Genomic DNA, 24,455 nt, shown 5'->3' with positions numbered 1-24,455 from the left:
ACTAGAAGCCGAAAGCTAACAGAGGAGATTACGGCTCGCAAGCCGCATCTCGTTGAAGCGGCAGGGGCGATCATCAAAGCGCTGGAGTACGAGCGATTATCATCTTCGCGGATGCGCGAGGCCACGGGCTTGGCAGAGCCGAGACCGGGTCGATCGCGATGGCTTTCAGCCGAAAAAGAAGTGCGGGTAGCTTTGATGCCGTTCTAAGAGGCGACAGGCAGGGCCGCTGTTTCAATGCGATGCAGCGACAGCTTGGAGGAGATTTCAGCAGCTGCATCCATGGCAGCGCGGATATAAGTCTCGCGCCGTTCTTCGTCGAAGCGCACCATCGCGCCCGCCACCGAGATCGCCGCGATCACTTCGCCGTTCGCGCCGACGATCGGCGCCGCCACCGAGAAAGCACCGTCGTCAAGATCGTTCAATGCGATGTTGTGGCCGTTGGTACGGATGCGGCTCAAGGTCTGGCGCAGCTTTTCGGGATCCGTGATCGTGTAGGGCGTGAAGGCCTCGAGCGGACTTCCCAGAACTGCGTTGATGACTGACTCGTCGCAATAGGCGAGGATGCAGAGTGATCCACCTCCGGCATGCAGAGGTCCATTGCGGCCGGCCTGGGCGAAGAGTCTGATCGAATGATGGCCGGAGCGGGTTGCCAGGACAAGCGAGCGCAAACCCTCGCGAATGACGAGATTTACGTTTTCGGACGTGCGGTCCCGCAGCATGTCCATCACCGGACGCGCGGCAAAGAGCAGGCTGCCGTCGCGGCCTACCCGCTCGCCAAGAACGCCTATGCGATAGCCGAGCGAATAGACGGCCTGTTCGGGATCGCGAAAGACGAAGCCGCGGTCTTCCAGCGTCTGCAGCAGGCGGAAAACGATCGATTTGGTCAATCCCATCGACTTCGACAAGGAGGTGACTCCCTGACCCGGTTTGTCGGCCAGCGCCTCGAGAACGAGCAGCGCGCGATCGACGGCCGCGATCTTGTAATCGTTGGAACTGGTGTCATTCATCGATGGTGCTCCTCCTGGCTGATTATCGTTGTCTGTTCGGCTGTTGCAATATTGCAGATTTGTGATTTACTCAATCTACAAAAGGAAACACTGTTTCACCTACTAAAACAATGAGGGGTCGTCAATGCGCATCGCTTATGTGGTTCCAGGTCCGATGTCGAAAGGTCCAATGGGCCTCAAGGAGATGCGCAGGCGCGAAGCGCTGCTGAACTCCTGGGCTTTCACTGGTACCGAAGTCTCGGTCGTCGACGTGGCGAGCGGTCCGGCATCGATCGAGTCGGCCTATGAGGAAGCACTATGCGTGCCGGCAACCATCGACCTCATCATGAAGTGCGAACGGGAAGGCTTCGATGCCGCCATCATCGGCTGCTTCGGCGATCCGGGCCTTGAGGCGGCGCGCGAACTCGTGACGATGCCTGTCGTTGGGCCGTGCGAGAGCTCGCTCCTTCTCGCGGCGAGCCTTGGGCACAAATTCTCCGTCCTGACCGTTTTCGACAGTCTGATCGCCGGACAGGAACTGCTCGCCTACAAGGCCGGCGTCCGTGACAAGCTAGCCTCCGTCCGCGCCACCGGGATTCCCGTGCTGGAGCTGATGAAGGATCCGGAGAAGACGAAAGCGCGCCTCATCGCGGTAGCTGGGCTGTGCGTGAAGCAGGACCGCGCGGACGCTTTTCTTTTCGGCTGCATGACGATGTCCTTCCTCGATCTTGCGGATGAGATTTCTGCGGCCGTCGGGGCGCCTGCCGTCAATGCCGGCAAGGCCGCGCTCAAACAAGCTGAGATGCTGGTTTCGATGGGGCTTTCCCATTCGAAGACCGCTTTCCCGACACCTGCGAAAATGCTGGCCGGCCAGTCTTTCGAGGCAATGCGCGTGGCGTGAGCCGGGCGCCAACTAGAAAACAAGAAACCACTCCAGAGGAGAATACGCATGAAATCCACCTACAGGGCGGTCATGGCGACCGCGTTTCTGGCGCTTGCCGCCGCCGCTTCGCCGGCCATGGCCGGCGATCCCATCCGAACCATTGAAATACTAAGCCGCCCGCAGGCATCCCAGCCGCAGGAATTCCAGTCAATCCAGCTCATTGCCCAGGAATGGCGCAAGCTTGGTCTCACTGTAGACGTCCGGGTCATGCCGTGGGAGCAGATGTCGGACGTCGTCTGGTATCAGCGCGCGGACTGGGACTCGACCGCCTGGCAGATGGTCGGCCGTCCGGAGCGTTCTGATCCCGATGAGATCATCTACAACCTGTTCCATTCCTCGACGGCAGAGAAGGGCTACAACTTCATCGGCTACCAGAGCCCGGAGTATGATGCGGTGGCCGAGGCGCAGCGCGGTGAGATCGATCCGGAAAAGCGCAAGGCGATGGTGTTCGAGGCGCAGGAACTGCTTGCCCGCGACCAGCCCAACATGATGCTGGTCCACCCCAAGCAGACCTTCGCCTTCGACAAGACCGTGTGGAAGCCGGAGTCCGTCGTCGACCAGAGCGGCATCGGCATCCGCAATACCTGGACGTTCATGGCGCTTGAACCTCTGGGCGAAAAGAAGGACATCGTCCTCAACTCGAGCGACAATGTTAAGGCCATCAACCCGCTCTATATCTCCGGCGGTGTCGACAGCTGGGTGTTCGAACTGGTCTATGACCGGCTCATTCGCGTCGGGCCGGACGGCCTGCCGAAGGCATGGGTAGCCGAAAGCTACGAATGGAAGGGCGACAAGACCGTCGCGGTCAAGCTGCGCGAAGGCATGAAGTGGCATGACGGCAAGCCGGTCACGCCCGAAGACGTCAAATTCTCCTTCGAGGCGATCGTCAGCGGTGAGGCGCCGATGTATGCGCCGTTCGGCAGCAACATTGAAAGCATCGCGATCGATGGGCAGGTCATCACTTTCACGCTCAAGAAGCCTGCCGCATCCTTCGTCACTTCCAGCCTGGCCAAGGTCAATCTCATACCCAAGCACATTTGGGAGCCGATCATCGAGGACCTGAAGACCAAGGAGGCGAACGCCGAAAGCTATCAGGAAAAGACGCCGATCGGTTCCGGCCCGTACAAGTTCGAACGTTGGCTGACCAATGAGGAGATCGTGCTCAGCGCCAACAAGGAGCATTTCAATGCCCCGAAGGCCGATCGCTGGATCCTGCGCATCGTGCCGAATGTCGAGGCAGCCCTCGGCATGCTGCGTTCGGGCGAACTCAACTTTCTCGGTGAGTTCTCGGGCGATCCGAAGGTGCTGATCGATGCGGCCCAACAGGATGGCGATCTCGAGGTCGTGTCGACCGTCGAGATGGGCTTCCGTTATGTCGCCTTTAACGAACGCCGTCCCCCGTTCAACGACGTGGCGTTCCGCCGTGCCCTGTCGGCAGCCGTCGATCGTCGTCTGATCGTCAACGCCGCCTATCGCGGCTTTGCCGTGCCGTCGAACTCGGTCATCTCGCCGTCGCTCGAATTCTGGTACGATCCGAAGACACTGGCCGAACTCAAGACCGGCCACGATGTTGCAGCCGGGATGCTCGAGGAGGCAGGCTACACGCTCGACGGCGGAAAGCTGCACTATCCCGGCGACACCAAGGAAACGCTGGCGAAATAGATTGCAGGGCGGCGCGCCGGATATGCCACGCGCCGCCCGTCCAGGACTCATTTGAAGAGCCTGACGTGGAATGCAGTTCATCCCGTTTCGTGTCAGGCCAAGGAATATGAATTCATGTCCCATCTGAAGGCGGTGGCCAGCCGAACGCTTCAGCTTGCCCTGGTGCTGTGGGCGGTCGTCACGATACTTTTCCTGATGTTCCGCCTGATGCCCGGCAACCCCATGGCGGCCTATATCGACCCGACTTTCACGGTCGAGCAGCAGCAGGCGCTGATGGCCCAGTTCGGGCTGGATAAGCCTTTGTGGGAACAGTATTTCATCTATCTCGGCAATCTCCTGCAGGGAGAGCTGGGCCAGAGTTTTCGCTACCGCGAGCCGGTTGCCGAGCGCATTTTTGCGCTGCTGCCCAACACGCTCATTCTCACTTTCTCGTCGCTCTTCGTTGCCTATGCGTTTGGCATCCTTGCCGGAGCCTATCTTGCTTGGCGGCGCGGAAGCGCGGTGGAAAACGCGGCCATACCGCTGGTGTTGATGACGCGCGCCATGCCTGAATTCTGGCTGGGCATGGTGCTGCTTGCGGTCTTTTCCTTCTGGCTCGGCTGGTTTCCCGCGGGCGGCACGCGGCCGGCCGGCGCCGATTATGACAGCCTCTGGGCGCTTTACACCTCGCGCGATTTCCTGAGCTACCTTGCACTGCCAGCGCTGACGCTGGCGATATACAGCCAGGGCCTGCCGCTGCTGCTGATGCGCTCCAACATGCTCGATGTGATGAAGGAGGACTTCGTCACCATGGCACGCATCAAGGGCCTGTCCAACTGGACCGTGGTCGTGCGCCATGCCGCGCGCAATGCGCTCTTGCCGGTCATGACCTCATTCGCAATTGCGGTCGGCTATCAGCTGCAGGGCAATGTCGTGGTGGAGTCGATCTTCTCCTGGCCGGGGCTGGGGCGAGAGCTGGTCAATGCCGTCTCGGCTTCAGACTACCCGCTCGCACAGGGTGCGTTCCTGATGATCGCCGTCGTCGTGATCCTGATGAACCTCATCGCCGATATGCTTTACGCCCTGCTTGACCCGAGGATCAGCCATGCATGATCTCGCAATCCAGAAACCCGGCCTCGTCGGCCGCCTGTTTCGCAGTCTCAAGCTGCCGCTCAGCGACCCCTTTGCCGTCTTCGGTCTGGCCGTCTACGCGACCTTCCTTCTGACGGCGATCTTTGCCGACGCGATCGCGCCATACGACCCGACGGAGATACTCTACACGCCCGAATATGAGCTTGCCTCCGACCTGCGTCCCGGCGAGCAGGGCTTTATTCTCGGCACGACGAGCCTCGGCCGGGATATCTTCTCGCAGATCGTCTACGGCACGCGCTCGGCACTTATCATCGGCATCACGGCGGCTTTCATGGTAGCTTTGATCGGCTCGGTCGTCGGGCTGGTTTCGGGCTATTTCGGCGGCTGGGTCGATGCGGTGCTGATGCGGCTGGCGGATATTGCCTTCGGCATTCCCTTTTTGCCGTTCGTCATCGTGCTGGCGGCGTTTCTGGAGCCCTCGATCTGGAACGTGGTGCTGGCGATGGCGCTGGTGCTCTGGCGCGATACTGGACGCGTGATCCGAAGCCAGGTGCTGACACTGCGCTCGCGCGGTTATGTCGATGCGGCGCGTGTGTGCGGATCGTCTGATCTCAAGATCATCCTGCGCCATATCGCACCCAACATCCTGCCGCTTTCTTTCCTCTATGGATCGATCGCGATCGGCTGGGCGATCCTGACCGAGGCGTCGATCTCCTTCCTCGGCTTTGGCGATCCGCAGTCGATAAGCTGGGGTTACATGCTGCAGGACGCCTTCGCCAGCCAGGCGCTGGCCAAGCAGGCGTACTACTGGTTCGTGCCGCCGGGCATCTGCATCATCCTCGTCGTCTCCGCCGGGTTCTTCATCACGCGGGGTTATGAAAACCTCCTTTTTCCGAAGTTGGGTCGATGACTGCCAACCTGCTTTCCGTGCGCGACCTCAAGGTCAGCTATAAGGTCGGCAACGGCCATATCGATGCCGTCGACGGCGCAAGCTTCGACGTTCCGCGTGGTTCCATCGTCGGGCTCGTGGGCGAATCCGGCTGCGGCAAGACCACCGTGGCGCGTGCCCTGACGCGGGTGATCGCCGACAATGCCCGCATCACCGGTGGCCAGATCCTTTTCGACGGCAAGGATATCGCTGCCATCCCCGAGCGGCAGATGAACGCTCTGCGCTGGCGGGATATCGCCTTCATCCCGCAAAGTGCGATGAACTCGCTCGATCCGGTCTACACCGTCGAATACCAGCTCAACGAAGTGCTCCGCCGCCGCGGCGGTCTGAGTGCGCGCGAAGCGCGCATGCGCTGCGAGGCTCTGTTCGAGATGGTCGGCATAGAAAAGGGGCGGCTGCGCGATTACCCGCACCAGTTTTCGGGCGGCATGCGCCAGCGCGTCGCAATCGCGCTTGCTCTCGCTCTCAACCCCAAGCTGGTCATCGCCGACGAGCCGGTGACAGCGCTTGACGTGATCGTGCAGCGGCAGATCCTCGACCAACTGCGCGAGTTGCAGACGATGCTCGGCATCTCGGTGATCCTGGTCACGCACGACATTTCTGTCGTCGCCTATATCTGCGACCGCACCGTTGTCATGTATGCGGGGCGCGTTGCTGAAGCAGGGCCGATGGAGGCCGTGCTCACACGTCCCGCCCATCCCTATACGATGGGCCTGCGCAACGCCTTCCCGGATCTGGCAGGCGCTGCCTCGGGCACGCTGACGCCCATCGACGGCGCGCCGCCCAATCTTGCCGAGCCGCCGCCCGGCTGCCGTTTCGCCCCGCGTTGTCCGTTTGCGATCGAGCTGTGCTTGACTGAATCGCCGCCTCTGGCGGAGATCGTGCCGGACCATCGCGTCGCCTGCCATCGCGCCAGTGAAGCGCCCGTTCTGCGCGAAATCGCTGCCCGGACCGAGACATGGCTGGCACACGCATGAGACCCGCCGTGACATATTCGAACGAACCGCTGGTTTCGCTGCGCAGCGCCGAGCTCCATTACCGTGTCGGTGGCGCGCTGTCGGCATTGCGCGGTCGTTCCTCCGTCGTCAAGGCGGTCGACGGGGTCTCTTTCGACATTCATCGCGGCGAGAGCGTCGGACTGCTCGGCGAATCCGGTTGCGGCAAGAGCTCGATTGGGCGGCTGTTGATGAAACTCGAGGAGGCGACCGGGGGCGAGATCGTCTTTGCCGGCGAGCCCATCTCGGGCCTCAGGGGCGCTGCGCTGAAGCGCTACCGGGCAAAGGCCCAGCTCATCTTCCAAAACCCGTTCGACGCGGTGAACCCGCGCTTCACCATTCGCGCCACGCTAGCCGAGCCACTGGAGAATGCCGGCATTCCCGCTGGCGAGCGCGAGGCGCGGATCATCGCGGCGCTGGAGCTGGTGCGGCTGCCGCAGCCGGCGCAATTCCTCGACCGCTATCCGCACCAATTGTCAGGCGGGCAGTTGCAGCGCGTCGTCATGGCGCGCGCGCTGATCCTCCAGCCGGATTTCGTGGTGGCCGACGAGCCGGTGTCGATGCTCGACGTTTCGGTGCGCGCCGGCGTGCTCAACGTCTTCCGCGACGTGCGCGACCGGCTCGGGCTGACGGCGATCTATATCAGTCACGACCTGGCGCTGGTCCGCTATGTCTGCGAGCGCACCATCGTCATGTATCTCGGACGCATCATGGAAGATGGCCCCACCGAGGACATCGTGCATGAACCGCTCCACCCCTACGCCAAGGCACTCGTCGCCGCCGTGCCGGTTCCGCATCCCGACCAGAGCCACGATCCGCTGCCGATCGGCCGGGGCGCGCCCGACCCGCGCAATCCGCCGTCCGGCTGCGTCTTCCGTGATCGCTGTCCGCGCGCCTTCGACCGCTGTGCGAGCGAGGTGCCGCAACTGCGGCAGGTCGGAACGCGCAAGGTCGCCTGCCATCTCTTTTGAAAGAGCGCTCAGCCTGAAGCCCAAGGACGAACACAATGCATGCCGCCTTCTACACCCGTACCGGCCCCGCGCGAGACGTGCTCGCAACCGGTAAGCAGCCCGATCCAAGTCTCGCCGCCGGCGAGGTCCTGGTGCGGGTGCGTGCGTCCGGCATCAACCCTGCCGACGTCAAGCGCCGTGCGGGCTGGCGCGGGATGAAGATGGAACACCCGCTCGTTGTACCCCACACCGACGGCGCGGGCGAGATCGTCGAGGTCGGCGAAGGCGTTGCCCGCTCGCGCGTCGGTGAACGCGTCTGGCTCTACAATGCGCAAGGTGGTTACGGCACTGCCGGTCGCGCTTTCGGAACGGCGGCTGAGCTCGTCGCCATCCCCGCCGGGCAGGCGGTCAGGCTTGACGATGCGTTGCCCTTCGAGGCGGGCGCTTGCCTGGGCGTGCCGGCAATGACGGCGCACCGGGCGATCTTTTCGGACGGTCCCGTCGAGGGACAGACGATCCTGGTCAATGGCGCGGCAGGTGCCGTCGGCCATTTCGCGGTACAGCTCGCCGTTGCCGGCGGCGCTCGCGTCATCGGCACGGCCGGCAACGCAGCGGCAGCCGCCCATGCGAGTGCGGCAGGTGCTTTTGCCAGAATCGACCGCAAGGCCGAGAACGTTGTCGCGCGCGTGCTGGAATTGACCGACGGTGTCGGCGTCGATCGCATCGTCGAAGTCGATTTCGGCGCCAACCATAAGGCCGATATCGCCATGCTGAAGCTCAACGGAACCATCGCCTCCTATTCGTCGAGCAGCGATCCGGAGCCTGTTCTTCCCTACTACGCTTTCGCCAACAAGGGCGCCAACCTGCGTTTCATCCAGGGCTTCTGCATTCCGGCCGAGGCGCGCCGGGCCGGTGAGGCGATGCTGGCGGAACTGGCGGCGGCGGGCCGGCTTTCGGTCGCCATCGCCGGAGCTTACGCGCTCGCCGATATCGCCAGCGCGCATGAGCACGTCGAGCGTGGCAGTCTCGGCAACGTCGTCGTCACCATCTAGCGAATCCCAAGACTGCAAATGAGTACTTTCAAGAGAGAATCCATGCTTCAATCCATCACCAATGCTCTTCCCTTGGGAGACGCCGAAGGGCCGCTTTGCGATCCGGTTTCGCTGGAAATAATCAGAGGCGCGATCGCTGCGGCGCAATCGGAAATGGAGGCTCTTCTAGAGCGCACGGCCATTTCGGCTTTCATCCGCGAGAAGAAGGATTTTTATACCGCGCTCTTCGATGAAAATGGCGTCATGGCAGTTGGTTCCATGGTGCCGATATTCGGCGACATGACTAGCCCGGTCTTCGAGAGTTTTCCCGCCGACACGATGAAACCCGGCGATCTCTACTGGTACAACGACTGCTACGGTTCACGCGGCGCGGTTTCGCATTCCAATGATCAGGTGCTGTTGGCTCCGGTCTTCAAGGACGGCAAGCGCTGCGCCTTCGTCATGAGCTGGGCACATTTTGCCGACATCGGCGGCATCCGGCCGGGTTCGATCAGCCCGGATGCGACCGAAATCTTCCAGGAAGGTATAATCATTCCCGTCACCAAGCTGGTTGACGAGGGCAAGACCAACGAAGCGACGCTCGCGATCTTCCATCGCAATTCGCGCTTTCCCGCGCAGAGCAATGGCGACATGCGCGCATTGATGGCAAGCGTCGATCTCGGCGTGAAGCGTGTCGGCGAAATCCTCGACAGGTTCAGCGCGGAAGTTGTCTCCGACGCCTTCTCCCAACTGCTCGCCCGCACGCGCCGCCTGGTCCGCTCCAAGCTGGCGGAAACCTTCGACTATGGCACCCACCGTTTTACCGACGCGATCGACGGCGACGGTCACGGCAACGGCCCATTCAAGATGCGCTTCGCGCTGACACGCGAGGCGGGCAAAGACGGCGAGGACCGCTTCATCTTCGACGCCACCGAAAGCGACGACCAGGCGCCGGGACCGGTTAATTATCTGATGAATCCGGGCGTGCCCGGCATGGCGTTGGGGCTTTATTATCTCGGCGGCGACCCGGGGCAGGTGTGCAATGCCGGCGGCCCCAACGCCATCGATGAAGTGCACCTGCGCGAAGGCTCGTTCCTGGCGCCGCGCTTTCCGGCCCCACTCGGCATGCGCGGCCTGACCACGATGCGCGTCATCTCGGCCATGAACGGTCTGGTCAACGTCGCCGGTGGCGGCGCACCGGCTGCCAATTCGGCCTATGTCATCAGCATCATGCGCGGCAATTTCCGCAATGAGGCAGGCGATCTCGAGCGCTTCCTGCTCGCCGACGGCATCGGCGTCGGCTATGGTGCGCGGCCGGACTCGGATGGCATTGACGCAGTCTATTTCGTCGCGCAGGAGAACTATCCGGTCGAGTTCCTCGAAGTCGGTTATCCCGTTCGTCTAAGAAGCTACGGCGTTGTCGAGGATTCTGGCGGTGCGGGCCGCTATCGCGGTGGCTGCGGCATCATTCGCGAATATGAAGTCATGGCCGAGGATGCGATCCTGGCGGTGCGCATCGACAGCGTGAAGAACCCGCCCTGGGGCATCGACGGCGGCATGTCCGGCGGCACCGGCCGCGCCGTCGTCAATCCCGGCACCGAGCGCGAACGCATGCTTGCACCGCTGTCGGACGGCAACCGCCTTGTGCGCGGCGATATCCTGCGGATCGAAACCGGAGGAGGGGGCGGCCATGGCCATCCCTTCGACCGTTCGATACAGGCCGTCGTTGAAGACGTGCTTGGCGGCTATGTCAGCCGCGAAGCTGCCGAGCGCCTCTACGGCGTCGTGCTTGCCGGCAACAGCCTCGACGAAGCTGCCACCGCCAGGGCGCGCGCCTCGCGGCCATCCGTCCGTCGTTTCCATCGTCAGGAGTATGTCGATGTCCTCGCTTGATTCCGCCCTCTCGATCGCCGTCGATATCGGCGGGACCTTCACCGACATCTCGCTGCTCGACCGTGCCAGCGGGCAGGTCTGGCGGGCCAAGACGCCGAGCGTGCCATCCGATCCTTCCGAAGCCTTCCTCGCCGGGATCAAGCTTGCACTTGCCGATGCCGGCGCGCCGGCATCGGCGCTGGGACAGGTACTGCACGGTACCACCGTCGCCACCAACATGATCCTCGAAGGCAAGGGCGCGCGCGCTGCGCTGGTGACGACGCGGGGCTTTCGCCACGTGCTGGAAATCGGCCGGCAGGATATTCCGCGCAAGGCCAATCTTTACACCTGGGTCAAGCCAGCACGTCCCGTGCCTGCGTCCCGCATCGTCGAGGTCGATGAGCGCGTGGCTGCCGGAGGTGCTGTGCTTTCGCCGCTCGACGAGGAAAGCGTTTTCAAGGCCGCCGAGGCGATCCGGCAAATGGACATCGAGGCTGTCGGCATCTGCCTGCTGCATGCCTTCGCCAACCCCGCCCACGAGCGGCGCGTGGCTGAAATCCTGCGTGCCGAACTTCCCGGCATTGCGGTCACCATCTCGACCGACGTGCTGCCTGTGGTGCGCGAATATGAGCGCACGCTGACCACGGTGCTCAACGCCACGGTGATGCCCGGCGTGACCACTTATGTCGGTCGTCTCGAACAGCGTCTCGAAGCCGAGAAAGTCACCGCCCCACTTCTGCTGATGCAGTCCAATGGCGGTGTCGCCGGTGCGTCGGCGATCCGCCAGGCGCCCGCATTGACGGCGCTTTCCGGTCCTGCCGCCGGCGTCGTCGGCGCGCGTGCGATCGCTGCGGCCTGCGGTATTCACGATCTCATCACCGTCGACATTGGCGGCACCAGCGCCGATATCTGCCTCATCAAGGACGGCAAGATCGGCCTGACCCAACACGGTAAGGTCGGCGAATGGCCGTTGCCGTTGCCGATGGTGGACATGGTTACGATCGGCGCGGGCGGGGGCTCCATCGCCGCCGTCGAGGATGCGACGCTGACCGTCGGGCCGCGCAGTGCCGGTGCCCGGCCGGGGCCTGCCGCCTACGGTCACGGTGGCCAGGAGGCGACCGTCACCGACGCGCATGTCGTTCTCGGTCACCTGCCGTCAAAGCTTCTCGGCGGGCGCATGAGCCTCGACGTCGGGGCGGCGCGCCGGGTCATCGAAGATCGCGTGGCAGCGCCGCTCGGGCTGTCGCTGGAGGCTGCCGCGCGTGGCGTTCTTGCTATCGTCGACAATCACATGGTCGGGGCCGTGCGCGTCGTTTCGGTCGAGCGCGGCCACGATCCGCGCCGGTTCACGCTCGTGCCCTTCGGGGGAGCCGGCCCGCTTCACGGCTGCGCATTGGCCGATCTGCTCGGCATATCGAGCATCATGATCCCGCCTGCGCCAGGTGTGCTGTGCGCCGACGGCCTGCTTGCCGCAGACCTGAAGGCCGAGTTCAGCCGCACGCTTCCCAAGGCGGGCGCGATCGATGTTCAGGCGGCCGATGCAATTTTCGCCGAACTCGAAGCACAGGCCGAAGCCTGGCTCGTCGTCGAGGGCGTTGCCGAGGAAAAGCGTCGCAAGGCCCGCGTCGCGCTGCTGCGTTATCACGGGCAGGGGGGTGAGATCGCCATTGCCTGGGCAGGCACCCGGGAAGCAGTGGAACAGGCCTTCGCCGCCGAGCATCAGGCGCTCTACGGCTTCACGCTCGATGCGTCGATCGAACTGGTCACGCTCCGCGTTGAGGCAACAGGCATGACTGCGCAGCCGCCGAGTATCCGGCTCGAAGCGTCCAACGCCTTCGCGCCCTATGACAGCACGCCGGTGCATTTCGCAGACGAGACGCTGAATGTGCCGCTTGTCGATCGCGCCGGACTTGGCAGCGGCGTTGTGTTCGAAGGTCCGGTGATCCTGACCCAGCTCGACACCACGACGCTTGTGCCGCCGGGCTGGCACGGCAGCGTGCATGAATCTGGCGCCATCATCCTTACCCGTCATGAAGGAGCGGCCCAATGAGTGCTGCTGAAAACGATCTCGTCCCGATTTTTGCGCATGTCGAGGAAAACCGCGACGTCTTCGTCGCCCGGCTGATGGACTATGTGCGTCATCCCAGCATCAGCGCCCACAATCAGGGCATTGGCGAAGTCGCCGCCATGCTGGTGGAGATGCTGAAGGGGCTCGGCATGGATGCGGAGACGGTGCCGACGAAGAACCATCCGATGGTGCTCGGACGGCGCGATGTCTCGCCCGACAAGCCGACCGTTCTGCTCTACGGCCACTATGACGTGCAGCCACCGGACCCACTGGAACTGTGGGAGAGCCCGCCCTTCGAGCCGACCATTCGCAACGGTCGCATCTATGCCCGTGGCGTCGGCGACAACAAGGGGCAGCATTTCGCGCAACTGCTGGCGATCGAGTCGCATCTCAGGGTTCATGGCGAACTGCCCTGCAACATTATCTTCTTGCTCGAAGGCGAAGAGGAGATCGGCAGCCCGCATATCGCCGAATTCGTGCGCGAACATGCCGGCCGGCTGAAGGCCGACCTCGTCGTTACCTCCGACGGGCCCCTTCATGAATCCGGCCTGCCCGTCGTGACCTTCGGCGTACGCGGCGTTGCCGGGTTTGAACTGCGCGCCCAAACGGCCAGCCGCGACGTCCATTCCGGCAATTTCGGCGGCGTTGTTCCGAATGCCATCTGGAAGCTCGTCCATCTCCTCGCGACCATGAAAAACCCGGAGGGCGAGATCACCATCGAAGGGCTGACCGAGCCGGTCATACCTGCCACCAATCGCGAGCGCGATGCTGTGGCGAAGCTCCCGCTCGACTTGGACGCGATCAAGGCCGACCTGGGCTTGGCCGAACTCGATGCCCCCAAAGACCGTGGCTATTTCGACCGGCTCATGTTCCATCCGACGCTTACGGTGAACGGCTTCCATGGTGGTTACGGCGGGCCGGGCATGAAAACCGTCCTGCCGTGCGAGGCCTTCGTCAAATGCGACATTCGTCTCGTCGAGCCGCTGACACCTGACTATGTGTTCGAAAAGGTTGCAGCTCACGTCGAGCGCCATGCACCCGATGTCGAGTTCGTGCCGCTGAACGGCATGCTGCCATCGAAGACGTCGATGGACTCGCCCTTCGCCGAGCCTATCCGCAGGGCGGTTGTCGCTGCGCGCGGCGTGGAGCCGCTGCTCTACCCGACCGTCGGCGGCAGTCTGCCGGACTATGTCTTCACCAAGATCCTGGGATTGCCCGCCTTCGTCGTTCCCTACGCCAATGCCGACGAAGCAAACCACGCGCCAAACGAGAACCTCGAGATCGAGCGTTTCATCGACGGTATAAGGACGGGTTGTGCGCTGCTTGCCGAACTCGGCAAATTGAAGATCGCCTAGCGCTCCGGGGTAAACCCAAGACGACCGAATCCGGGCAGACGGCCGCTCTAGGGTGGCCTCTGCCCAAATTGATTCCCGCAATTGTCCTCACATCCTGCGCGAACTCCATTCAGGCGTTTGGAGATCGATGGCGCTCGCCTGATCGAAGAAAATCGGTTTTGTCCCGACCGCATTCAAGGCTGGAATATAGTAGTTCCACAATATGGATCATAATGTGGGAATTTTTTATTGATAATGATGAGGAGCTGTGTAACAGAATATGCGATTGTAAAAACTGTTCCATATTATGGAGCTAGAAACCTGCAGGATTTCGAGAGTTACCTGTAGGTGAAGGACGCTGCGGAATTCGCTTCGGCTGGAGGGTCGGGATATTTCGCGGTGATTTTGGAGGAGTTTCGGAGGAATTCACCGTGTGACGGCAGGCCGGATGATCCTTGTGGATCGGCGGCTGTTCGGGTTGGGCCGCATTGGTTCTGCAACCAGGCACCCGAAGCTTATGTCAAACGATGAGCCAGCCGAAAATGGGAGGATAGCGCATGACCCTTGCCACCGACGAGGTCCATGAATTCGTGGTTCCGGCCGAGACGCTCGAGGCGAAGCCCGGTTCGAACTGGATGCGGCCTATCGAGGTCATATCGGCAATACTGCTTTTGTCGATCATCGGCATGCTGCTTGCCGGCGTGGTATCGCGCTACATCTTTTCCAGGCCGATCGTCTGGATCGACGAGGCATCTTCGATCGCATTTCTCTGGCTGGCGATGCTCGGGACGGCGATTGCCATCGACCGTAGTGAACATCTGCGCCTGACGGTTTTCCTGAATACGCTTGGGGAGCGAAAGCGGGAGTTCGCCGAGACATTCGGCCTGATCCTGATGGCCGCTTTCCTGCTCGTTATGTTGCCGGCAGCCTATGAATATGCCTTAGGCGAAATGGACATCACGTCGTCAGCGCTGAACATTCCGGTCGGCTACCGCGTTTCAGCCATCGCGATCGGCATGGTTCTGATGCTTTGCCTGGTCGTGACCCAATTGTTCAAGACGGCAAAGCTCCGCGATTTCATTATTGCAGCGGCGATCGCCATTGTGATCGTCGCTGCGCTCTGGTTCCTGACGCCTGTCCTGAAATCGTTTGGCAATGCCAATATCCTGATCTTTCTTGTCGGCGCTACTGCGATATGCCTCGCACTCGGCGTGCCGATTGCGTTCTGCTTCGGCATCTCGACGCTGCTTTTCCTCGGCTTCACCACCACGATGCCGCTGGTGGTCGTGGTCAGCCGCATGGATGAAGGCATGTCGAGCCTTATCCTGCTTTCCGTCCCGGTTTTCGTGTTGCTCGGCTGCATTCTCGACGCCACCGGCATGGGCAAGGCGATCGTCGATTTTCTGGCTTCCATGCTGGGGCACGTGAAGGCGGGCATGTCCTACGTGCTGCTGGGATCGCTGTTTCTGGTGTCGGGTATTTCTGGCTCCAAAGTGTCTGACATGGCCACCGTTGCGCCTGCACTATTTCCGGAAATGAAGCGCCGCGGCCACAAGCCAAAAGAGATGATCGCGCTTCTGGCAACGGGCGCTGCGATGGCAGACACGGTTCCACCGAGCATTGTCCTGATCGTGCTGGGCTCAGTTGCGGGCGTATCGATCGCAGCGCTGTTCACCAGCGGCTTCGCGATCGCCATGGTCCTGCTCATTGCTCTGGCCATTCTCGCCCGCATCAAGGCGTCGCGCGAAAATGTCGACGGCTTCCGGCGCCCTTCGCTCAAGCTGATCGGCAAGACCGCCCTGGTCGCAGCGCCGGCGCTGGTCCTGCCCTTCATCATCCGCAGCGCGGTTGCCAGCGGCGCCGCAACGGCAACGGAAGTGTCCACCATCGCGGTCCTCTATGCTTTCATCATTGGCGTGGTGCTCTATGGTGGCATCGGCCTGCCCCGGATTTATCGCATGCTGGTCGAGACCGCGGCGATGAGCGGCGCCATCCTGCTTATCCTCGGCACGGCGGCAGCCATGGCCTGGGCGCTGACGCAGACGGGTTTTGCCTTCCAGCTTCGCGACATGCTGAGCGGCCTGCCTGGCGGTTGGTTCACCTTCATGCTGGTGTCCATCGTGCTCTTCATGCTGCTCGGCTGTGTGCTCGAAGGCCTGCCGGCCATCGTGCTTCTCGCGCCGATCATGTTTCCCATCGCGCACGCCATGGGCATCAACGACATCCACTATTCGATGGTCATCGTCACGGCGATGAATATCGGCCTGATGGCGCCGCCGATCGGCGTCGGCTTCTACATTGCCTGCAAGATCGGCAACGTGTCGCCGGACGAAGCGATGGGCGCCATCTGGCCCTATATCGGCGCCATGATCCTCGGCCTGCTGGCGATCGCCGCCGTGCCGTGGTTCTCAACCGCGCTTCTTTAACCGACCAAAATCGCTTGTTCAAAACAACCTGGAGGAGACCTGGAACAATGAATATCAGCCGTCGTACAATGTTGCTTGGCACCGGGGCGCTTGCGCTCGGTGCGACGATCCGGACGAAAGCCCATGCTGCGGATTTCACCTACAAGTTTGCGAACAATCTGCAGACGACACACCCGCTGAACATCCGCCTGAAAGAGGCTGCCGACAGGATTCTTGAGGAGACGGGTGGCCGGTTCCAGATCAACATCTTCCCGAGCAGCCAGCTCGGCAACGACACCGAAACGCTGTCGCAGCTGCGCAGCGGCGCGACGGAATTCTTCACGCTGTCGCCATTGATCCTGTCGACGCTGGTTCCCAACGCTGCCATCAGCGGCATCGGCTTTGCGTTCCCGGATTACGATGCCGTTTGGAAGGCGATGGACGGCGAGCTTGGTGCTTATGCGCGCGGCGAAATCGAAAAGAAGGGCCTCGTGCCCATGGAGAAGATCTGGGACAACGGCTTCCGCCAGATCACCAGCTCGGAAAAGCCGATCGCTTCTCCGGAAGACCTGAAGGGCTTCAAGATCCGTGTCCCGCCGAGCCCGCTGTGGCAGTCGATGTTCACTGCCTTCGGCTCGGCTCCGACCACGATCAACTTTGCCGAAGTCTATACGGCCCTGAGCACCGGCATCGTCGATGGCCAGGAAAATCCACTGGCGATCGCCTCCACGGCCAAGCTCTACGAGGTGCAGAAGCATTGCGCCATGACCAACCACATGTGGGACGGCTTCTGGCCGCTTGCCAACAAGCGCGCTTGGGAGGCACTGCCCGAGGATATTCGCGCGATTACCGCGAAGCACCTCAATGAATCGGCCATCGCGCAGCGTGCGGACACGGTAAAGCTGAACGACACGGTCCGCGAGGAACTGACCAAGCAGGGCATGACCTTCACCGATCCGGACAAGGCAGCCTTCCGCGAAGTGCTGAAGCAGGCGGGCTTCTACAATGAATGGAAGGGCAAGTTCGGCGACGAGGCTTGGGGCATTCTTGAAAAGGCGGTTGGCACCAGCCTGACCTGACGCCATGCGGGGTCAAGCTCGCAAATCTGAATGAAGGCCGCCGCGAAAAGGCGGCCTTCCGAATGCATCCGAGGTGAAAGTGCCAGAACGTCTTAACGGCAAAACCGCAATCGTCTTTGGCGCCGGCTCGTCAGGCCCGGGCTGGGGGAACGGCAAGGCTGCTGCCGTCCTCTATGCACGCGAAGGCGCCAAAGTTGCCTGCGTCGATCTCAGCGCGGAAGCCGCCGAAGAAACCGCGCACATCATCACCGAGGAAGGCGGCGAAGCCATTGCCGTCTCTGCGGACGTCACGAAGCTCGAATCCATCGACATGGCAGTCGGTAAAACGGTTGACGCCTTCGGCTCGATCGGGGTTCTGCATAACAATGTTGGCGTCACGCATATGGGCGGGCCTGTGGAACTCGACGAGGCCCAGTTCCAGCAATCCATCGATCTCAACATCGGGTCTGTCTATCGCACCTCCAAATCCGTCATCCCGCATATGCTCGAAGCGGGCGGCGGCGCGATCGTTAACATCTCCTCGCTCGCCGGCATCCGCTGGACCGGCTATCCCTATTTCGCCTATTACGCGACCAAGGCTGCAGTGAACCAGGCGACCGTTGCGATTGCCATGCAATATGCCCGGCAGGGCATACGCGCGAATTGCGTCATGCCCGGCATGATCGACACGCCTTTGATCTACAAGCAGATATCGTCCCAGTATGCGTCGACCGAAGAAATGGTGGCAGCGCGCAACGCGGCCATTCCCGGCGGCAAGATGGGCGATGCCTGGGACATCGCCTATGCCGCGCTGTTTCTGGCTTCCGACGAAGCCAAATTCGTCACCGGCGTCTGCCTGCCGGTCGATGGCGGCCAGAGCTGCACAGTGATGGGACCGCGCTGAGATGAACGTCGCGGCGGAACCCGACAAGGATTTGACAGGCGCACAAAGTGTCGATCGCGCACTCAAGCTGCTGTCGCTTGTCGGTCGCCAGGCCGAGCGGGGAATGCCGCTCAGCGAAATCGTCGAGCAGAGCGGTTTCAACAAGCCGACGACCCGGCGCCTGCTGCTCGCGCTGATCCGCGCGGGGCTGGTCGAGCAGGACCCCGTCGAACGCAGATACTATATCGGCGAAGAGGCCTATGTGCTCGGTTCGCTGGCATCGCGCCGCTACGGCCTGCTGCAGCTTTCGATGGAAAGCCTGATCCGCATCTCGCGCAAGACCGAAGATTCGAGCTTTCTCTCGGTTCGCCGCGACACCTATTCGGTTTGTCTCTATCGCGAGGAAGGCACGTTCCCAATTCGCACGCATGCGCTTCAGGCGGGGTTTGAGCATCCGCTTGGTGTCGGTGCGGGCTCGCTCGCCATGCTGTCGGCGCTACCGGACGACGAGATAGAAATCGTTCTGGACCAGAACGCGTCAGTGCTGCGTGAAAAGTATCCACTGCTTCAACCTGAGCAGTTGCGCAGGGAGGTGGCCGCTACCCGTGAGCGTGGCTATGCGGTCAATCCAGGGCTGATCTACGCCAGTTCGTGGGGCCTCGGCATCGTTATACGCTTCCCCGATGGCAAGCTCGCCGGCGCGCTCAGCATCGCCGCGATCGACAGCCGCATGCAGGAAGCCCGGCAGGTCGAACTCTCAAAAATCCTTCGCGAGGAAGCAGCAAAGGTCGAGGCCAAGCTCGTCGATATGTTTGCCGAAAAAGGTAAGGCCCGCGAAGCAGCAATTCTGGGGCCAAGCAGCAGGAGATCGTCCAGATGACAAAAGCACAGATCGTGGGCTGGGCCCACTCGCAGTTCGGCAAGACCGAATATGAAGACACCGAGCAGTTGATGGCAGCCGTTGCAATGCCGGCGCTCGAACATGCCGGCGTGGAGGCGAAGGACGTGGACGGCATTTTCGTTGGCGTCATGAATGGCGGATTTTCCAAGCAGGAGTTTCAGGGTGCGCTGGTCGGCATGGGCAGCAGCGACCTCGCACACACACCCTCCGTGCGTCTCGAAAACGCTTGCGCGACCGGTTCGGCCGCAATCTATACGGCAATGGATTTCATCGAATCCGGACGAGGCCGTATCGCGCTGGTCGTTGGTGCAGAGAAGATGACGGCTGTTCCCACCGCTCAGGTTGGCGACATCCTGCTCGGCGGCAGCTACCGCAAGGAAGAGGCCGATGTCGAAGGCGGCTTTGCCGGCATTTTCGGCCGCATCGCCCAGCATTACTTCCAGCGGTATGGCGACCGTTCCGAGGAACTGGCAATGATTGCCGCCAAGAACCATGCCAACGGCGTGGCAAATCCCTACGCCCATATGCGCAAGGATTTCGGCTTCGATTTCTGTAACACGGTCTCAGAGAAGAACCCGCTGGTTGCAGCACCCCTGCGACGCACCGACTGCTCCCTCGTGTCGGATGGCGCTGCAGCACTCGTGCTCGCCGATGCCGAAACAGCAGCCAGCCTGCAGCGGGCGATCGCCTTCCGTGCGCGCCAGCATGTCAACGACGTGTTCGCCCTCAGCCGCCGCGACATGGTCGCTTTCGACGGCCCGCGCCGCGCCTGGAGCGCCGCGTTGGCGGATGCCGGTGTCACGCTCGACGACCTCTCCTTCGTCGAGACCCATGACTGCTTCACCATTGCCGAGATGATCGAATATGAGGCGATGGGCCTGGCAGCTCCCGGCGAGGGCTACAAGGTCGTGCGCGACGGTACGGCAACGAAAACCGGGAAACTTCCCATCAACCCTTCGGGTGGCTTGAAATCCAAAGGGCACCCGATCGGTGCGACGGGTGTTTCCATGCATGTCATTTCCGCCATGCAACTCACCGGAGATGCCGGCGACATGCAGATACCCGGCGCCAATCTTGCCGGCGTCTTCAACATGGGCGGTGCTGCCGTCGCCAACTACGTTTCCATCATGGAGCGAGCAAAATGAACGATGCCGCCAGTCCAAAGGGCGGCGTGGCACCCTGTTCGATACGGGTGATGAACCTGTCGAATTTTCTCACGCAGGCGGCGCGACGCTATCCGCAGGAACTTGCCCTCGTCTGGGGTGAGAAACAATGGCGCTGGAGCGAGATGGAAGCTCGCGTCAATGCAATGGCCCATGCGCTGGTGACTGAGTTCGGCGTCAAAAAGGGCGATCGCATTCTCGTGCAGTCTTCGAACTGCAATGAAATGTTCGAATCCATGTTCGCGACTTTCCGCGTTGGCGCGGTCTGGGTTCCGACCAATTTCCGCCAGACGCCCGGCGAGGTTGCCTATCTCGCTGAGGCCAGTGGCGCGACGCTGATGATCTGTCAGGCTGCCTTCGCCGATCACGCCCGCGAATGCAGCACACTGAGCACGGGGCCTCGCAAGTTCATCTCGATCGGCACATCGGAAATAGGTGAGGACTACGACGCGATCGTTGCGCGCAATCTCGGCAAGGTTTTCAAGCCGGAAGCCGTCGACCGGGACGATCCCTGCTGGTACTTCTTCACCTCCGGCACGACCGGCCGGCCGAAGGCGGCGGTTCTCACACATGGCCAGATGGCGTTCGTCATCAACAATCATCACGGCGATCTGTTTCCGGGCACGACCCAAAGAGATCGCTCGATCGTCGTCGCGCCGCTGTCGCATGGCGCCGGCGTTCACCAGCTTTGCCAGGTCGCGCATGGCGTGACCACCATCCTGATGCCGTCTGATAAGCTGGAGATCGGCAGGTTCTGGTCGCTGGTGGAAGAGTGGAAGGTAACCAACCTCTTCACCGTTCCGACCATCGTCAAGATGCTGATCGAAGACCCGGTGGTCGATCAATACGATCACTCCTCCCTGCGCTATGTCATCTATGCGGGCGCGCCGATGTACCGGGCCGACCAGATAAAGGCCTTGAAAAAGCTAGGTGCTGTGATGGTGCAGTATTTTGGGCTGGGTGAGGTCACAGGCGCCATCACCGTTTTGCCGCCGGTCCTCCACAGCCTCGAGGACGGCCCACTGGCGCGGATCGGCACCTGCGGTTTCGAGCGCACGGGCATGCAGGTTCAAATCCAGGATGACGCCGGCAATGAGCTCGCACCAGGCGAGACCGGCGAGATCTGCGTGATCGGCCCCGCCGTGTTCGCCGGCTATTATCAGAACCCCGAGGCCAATGCGAAGTCGTTCCGCAACGGCTGGTTCCGCACCAGCGATCTCGGCCATGTCGACGGGCAGGGCTTCCTCTACATCACCGGCCGCGCCTCCGACATGTACATATCCGGCGGCTCAAACGTCTATCCGCGCGAGATCGAGGAAAAGCTCCTCATGCATCCAGCTGTCAGCGAGGTGGCGATCGTCGGCGTGCCGGACCCCGTCTGGGGTGAAGTCGGCATTGCCATATGTGTCCTGCAGCCAGATGCACGATTGGACGGCGCGGAACTGCGATCCTGGCTGGATGGCAAGGTCTCCCGCTACAAGCTGCCCAAGAAGATCCTGTTCTGGGAAGAGATGCCGAAATCGGCCTACGGCAAGATCGCCAAGAAACTCATCCGCGAAGAACTCGAGCGCCGCGGCGAGATCGAAGGCAACAGCCAGAAACTGAGCGCATAGGAGGCATGGTTTGACTGAGGAAAACAAATGCGCCGTCATAACAGGCGGCGCATCGGGGATAGGCTTTGAAATCGCCAGCCTTTTGCAGGAACGTGGCTGGGCCGTATTCCTTCTCGACCGCAATGCAGACGCGCTGGCGGAGGCCTGCAAGACACTGTCTATCGATACTTCGCGCGGAATTGCCTGCAGCGTCACCGACGAGGCCGAAGTCGAGGCGGCGATAGCAAAGGCTGCAGAAACCGGCGTACTTGCTGCCGTCGTCAATTCGGCAGGCATCGGCATGGACAAACCGGCAGTCGAGACCAGCGTTGAGGAATTTCGTAGGATCGTCGACGTCAATCTGACGGGCACGTTCATCGTCGCCCGTGCTGCAGCCCGACATTGGCTGGCAATGAAAACGCCCGGCGCGATCGTCAACATCTCCTCTGTCTCCGGCATGATCGGCAACAAGGGCAGGAGCGCCTATGGGTCCTCGAAAGGCGGGGTCAATCTGCTGACCCAAATCCTTTCCACCGAACTCGGTCCCGACAACATTCGTGTCAACGCCGTCGCACCGGGCGCGGTCGACACTCCGATGTCGCGCGCGGTTCACACCGACGACGTCCGCGCCCAGTGGCACAAGCGCATTCCCCAGCAGCGTTATGGCACGTCGAGGGAAATTGCCTCGGCAGTCGCCTTCCTCGTTTCCGACGAGGCAAGCTACATCAACGGACAAGTGCTGGCCGTCGATGGTGGCTTTGTGAATGCTGGCCTCGCTTTGAAAGGCTGATCATGCGGACCATCAAGCATCCGGGAGCAAAGCTCGACCCACGTGTGATTTCGCTTCCCTGCCGGGCGGAGAAAATGCGCCTGATCTTGCGGTCGGGCGTCAGCGTCCTGGCGGCTGTCGAAGAAGCCCTGCGCGATCGGGGCTACGAAAGCGCCGTGGTGCATATCAAGGACGGGGCATTTCTGCCGCTCGTATATGTCATGCCGGCTCTCTCGGACGATGACACCCACGCCGCCTGGTACAGCGATACGCATTCGCCGGCCGGCCGCGCCGAGATCGAAGAGCTGGTGCTGACTTTCGGCCGCCGCGACGGTGAACCGTTTCTCCACTGTCATGGCATATGGCGTCACGCCGATGGCTTTCGCGGCGCGGGTCATCTGATGCCGCATGATGCGCAGTTCGCGGAACCGGTGGAGGCTGATGTCTGGGCGATCTCGGGCGCGATCTTGGACCAGCTTGAAGATTCAGAAACCAATTTCAAGCTCTTCACGCCGGTGGAACTTCGGTCAGCCAATCCGAATTCCGGACAACGGGCAGTTCTGTGCCGCGTTCGGCCGAACGAGGAGATCAATGCCGCGATCGAGCGCACCGCAGCCGAGCATGGCATCGAAAGAGCCTCGCTTCACGGCATCGGCAGCCTCGTCGGCTGCGACTTCGTCGAGGGTCAGCACATGGCTTCCATCGCGTCCGAACTCTTCATCCGCAATGGGGCGCTGCAAAACGTTGAAGGCAAGCCTGCCAGCAAACTGGATATCGCCATCGTCGACATCGACGGAAACATTTTCGAGGGTGAGATTGCCCGTGGCGCAAACTCTGTCTGCGTTACCTTCGAATTGCTGATCGTCGAAGGCTGAAGCGAAGGTTGTCGTGATTGTTTCGTCGGACACCATCTCGAAACTGTAATTTTACAAGCGGAGGAGAAGTGCAATGAATAAGACATTCAACACGACGGACGGGACGACGCTTTCCTACATGGATGAGGGGTCGGGCGATGTGCTGATCCTTCTGCATGGCTGGTCACAATCAGCGGCGATGTTCCGTCATCAGATCGAGCATTTCAGCAAGTCCAGGCGCGTCATCGCCATGGACTTCCGCGGGCATGGAGCCTCGCCGGATACCGGGCACGGCTACAGGATTTATCGCCTTGCTGCCGATGTCGCTGAGCTGATGGACTGCGAAAACATCAAGCGGGCTGATATGCTGGGGTGGTCGATGGGAACTTCCGTTCTGTGGGCATATATCGATCTCTTTGGCACCGGGCGCCTGAACAAGTTGATTTTCGTGGACGAACCGGCATCTGTCATGCGTCAGCCGGGCATGTCGGACCAGGACGTGATCAATGCGGGCGCGCTTTTCGACGGCGCTACGATGCTGTCGATAGCTGCCGAAATCATCGGCCCCAATGGTCATGCGGCACGGGGCGCGTTCCTCGACTCGATGGTCACGAAAAACATCCCGCAAGACCTGAAGGCATGGCTTCTGGCTGAAAATCTCCGCGTCGCTCCCAAGGATGTTGCGGCCCTGTTCGTCAATCATTGCACGATTGACTGGAGCGAAGTCTTCGCCCGTATCGACCGACCCACTCTCATCATCGGCGGCCGGGTCAGCCACGTCGATCCGAGATCGCAGGAGTGGATTCACGCCCAGATGAAGAATTCCGAGCTTGTCATCTTCGAGGAACATGAGGGCGGTGCGCATTTCCCCTTCCTCGAGGCTCCGGACACCTTCAACAAGGTGCTTGAGTGCTTTATACAGGCTTGACCGGATGGCGATCTATCGCCGGCACAGACATCGGTGCCGGC

Annotated in this window: 20 protein-coding genes; 19 read left to right on the top strand and 1 reads right to left on the bottom strand. The window is 61.6% G+C overall.

Features of this window, described 5'->3' with window-relative positions; genetic code table 11:
- Nucleotides 1–203: 203 nt before the first annotated feature.
- Nucleotides 204–1,007: an IclR family transcriptional regulator gene (locus BM413_RS03730; protein ID WP_091910605.1), complete on the bottom strand. Its 804-nt coding sequence runs from the start codon at nt 1,005–1,007 to the stop codon at nt 204–206.
- Between the two features lie 124 nt (nt 1,008–1,131).
- Here BM413_RS03730 and BM413_RS03725 point away from each other — a divergent pair, with 124 nt between their 5' ends.
- From BM413_RS03725 to BM413_RS03635, 19 genes are all read left to right on the top strand, one after another.
- On the top strand, nt 1,132–1,887 hold the full coding sequence (locus tag BM413_RS03725; RefSeq protein WP_139238550.1) for an aspartate/glutamate racemase family protein: 756 nt from the start codon (nt 1,132–1,134) through the stop codon (nt 1,885–1,887).
- A 48-nt stretch (nt 1,888–1,935) separates the two neighbouring features.
- Nucleotides 1,936–3,591, top strand: coding sequence for an ABC transporter substrate-binding protein (locus BM413_RS03720; protein WP_091910601.1), 1,656 nt, complete (start codon nt 1,936–1,938; stop codon nt 3,589–3,591).
- Nucleotides 3,592–3,705: 114 nt separating this feature from the next.
- Nucleotides 3,706–4,683 carry an ABC transporter permease gene (locus tag BM413_RS03715; protein ID WP_091910599.1) on the top strand — a complete coding sequence of 326 codons (978 nt, stop codon included), beginning with the start codon at nt 3,706–3,708 and terminating at the stop codon, nt 4,681–4,683.
- Nucleotides 4,676–5,572, top strand: a complete 897-nt coding sequence (locus BM413_RS03710; protein ID WP_091910597.1) for an ABC transporter permease — start codon at nt 4,676–4,678, stop codon at nt 5,570–5,572. Before BM413_RS03715 ends, BM413_RS03710 begins: the two co-directional genes overlap by 8 nt.
- The gene (locus tag BM413_RS03705; protein WP_091910595.1) at nt 5,569–6,588 is read left to right on the top strand and encodes an ABC transporter ATP-binding protein; all 1,020 of its coding nucleotides are present in this window, start codon (nt 5,569–5,571) and stop codon (nt 6,586–6,588) included. Before BM413_RS03710 ends, BM413_RS03705 begins: the two co-directional genes overlap by 4 nt.
- A gap of 77 nt (nt 6,589–6,665) precedes the next feature.
- Nucleotides 6,666–7,577, top strand: coding sequence for an ABC transporter ATP-binding protein (locus tag BM413_RS03700; RefSeq protein WP_348272883.1), 912 nt, complete (start codon nt 6,666–6,668; stop codon nt 7,575–7,577).
- 35 nt (nt 7,578–7,612) lie between these two features.
- Nucleotides 7,613–8,608, top strand: a complete 996-nt coding sequence (locus BM413_RS03695; RefSeq protein ID WP_091910591.1) for an NADPH:quinone reductase — start codon at nt 7,613–7,615, stop codon at nt 8,606–8,608.
- 42 nt (nt 8,609–8,650) lie between these two features.
- Nucleotides 8,651–10,480 (top strand): hydantoinase B/oxoprolinase family protein, encoded by a 1,830-nt coding sequence (locus BM413_RS03690; RefSeq protein ID WP_091910590.1) that lies wholly within the window; start codon nt 8,651–8,653, stop codon nt 10,478–10,480.
- On the top strand, nt 10,467–12,509 hold the full coding sequence (locus tag BM413_RS03685; protein ID WP_210188898.1) for a hydantoinase/oxoprolinase family protein: 2,043 nt from the start codon (nt 10,467–10,469) through the stop codon (nt 12,507–12,509). The genes BM413_RS03690 and BM413_RS03685 overlap by 14 nt, the downstream gene beginning before the upstream one ends.
- Entirely contained in the window at nt 12,506–13,882 is a 1,377-nt protein-coding gene (locus tag BM413_RS03680) for a M20/M25/M40 family metallo-hydrolase (protein ID WP_091910585.1), read from the top strand. Before BM413_RS03685 ends, BM413_RS03680 begins: the two co-directional genes overlap by 4 nt.
- Nucleotides 13,883–14,418: 536 nt before the next feature.
- Entirely contained in the window at nt 14,419–16,287 is a 1,869-nt protein-coding gene (locus BM413_RS03675) for a TRAP transporter large permease (RefSeq protein ID WP_091910584.1), read from the top strand.
- Nucleotides 16,288–16,334: 47 nt separating this feature from the next.
- Nucleotides 16,335–17,345 (top strand): TRAP transporter substrate-binding protein, encoded by a 1,011-nt coding sequence (locus tag BM413_RS03670; protein WP_091910582.1) that lies wholly within the window; start codon nt 16,335–16,337, stop codon nt 17,343–17,345.
- 79 nt (nt 17,346–17,424) lie between these two features.
- Nucleotides 17,425–18,228, top strand: a complete 804-nt coding sequence (locus BM413_RS03665; protein WP_091911094.1) for an SDR family NAD(P)-dependent oxidoreductase — start codon at nt 17,425–17,427, stop codon at nt 18,226–18,228.
- Between the two features lies 1 nt (nt 18,229).
- Entirely contained in the window at nt 18,230–19,087 is an 858-nt protein-coding gene (locus tag BM413_RS03660) for an IclR family transcriptional regulator (RefSeq protein WP_091910580.1), read from the top strand.
- The gene (locus tag BM413_RS03655; RefSeq protein ID WP_091910578.1) at nt 19,084–20,253 is read left to right on the top strand and encodes an acetyl-CoA acetyltransferase; all 1,170 of its coding nucleotides are present in this window, start codon (nt 19,084–19,086) and stop codon (nt 20,251–20,253) included. The genes BM413_RS03660 and BM413_RS03655 overlap by 4 nt, the downstream gene beginning before the upstream one ends.
- Nucleotides 20,250–21,884 carry an acyl-CoA synthetase gene (locus BM413_RS03650; RefSeq protein WP_091910577.1) on the top strand — a complete coding sequence of 545 codons (1,635 nt, stop codon included), beginning with the start codon at nt 20,250–20,252 and terminating at the stop codon, nt 21,882–21,884. Before BM413_RS03655 ends, BM413_RS03650 begins: the two co-directional genes overlap by 4 nt.
- 10 nt (nt 21,885–21,894) lie before the next feature.
- Nucleotides 21,895–22,653 carry an SDR family NAD(P)-dependent oxidoreductase gene (locus tag BM413_RS03645; protein ID WP_091910575.1) on the top strand — a complete coding sequence of 253 codons (759 nt, stop codon included), beginning with the start codon at nt 21,895–21,897 and terminating at the stop codon, nt 22,651–22,653.
- Nucleotides 22,653–23,507: a PCC domain-containing protein gene (locus BM413_RS03640; RefSeq protein ID WP_175544251.1), complete on the top strand. Its 855-nt coding sequence runs from the start codon at nt 22,653–22,655 to the stop codon at nt 23,505–23,507. Before BM413_RS03645 ends, BM413_RS03640 begins: the two co-directional genes overlap by 1 nt.
- Nucleotides 23,508–23,580: 73 nt before the next feature.
- Nucleotides 23,581–24,414, top strand: coding sequence for an alpha/beta fold hydrolase (locus tag BM413_RS03635; RefSeq protein WP_091910572.1), 834 nt, complete (start codon nt 23,581–23,583; stop codon nt 24,412–24,414).
- The last annotated feature ends 41 nt before the right edge of the window (nt 24,415–24,455 follow it).

The organism is Mesorhizobium sp. YR577, assembly GCF_900116595.1.
Taxonomy (GTDB): domain Bacteria; phylum Pseudomonadota; class Alphaproteobacteria; order Rhizobiales; family Rhizobiaceae; genus Mesorhizobium_M.
The sequence above is the reverse complement of the archived record's forward strand: the minus strand, read 5'-3'. Positions and strand labels throughout refer to the sequence as shown.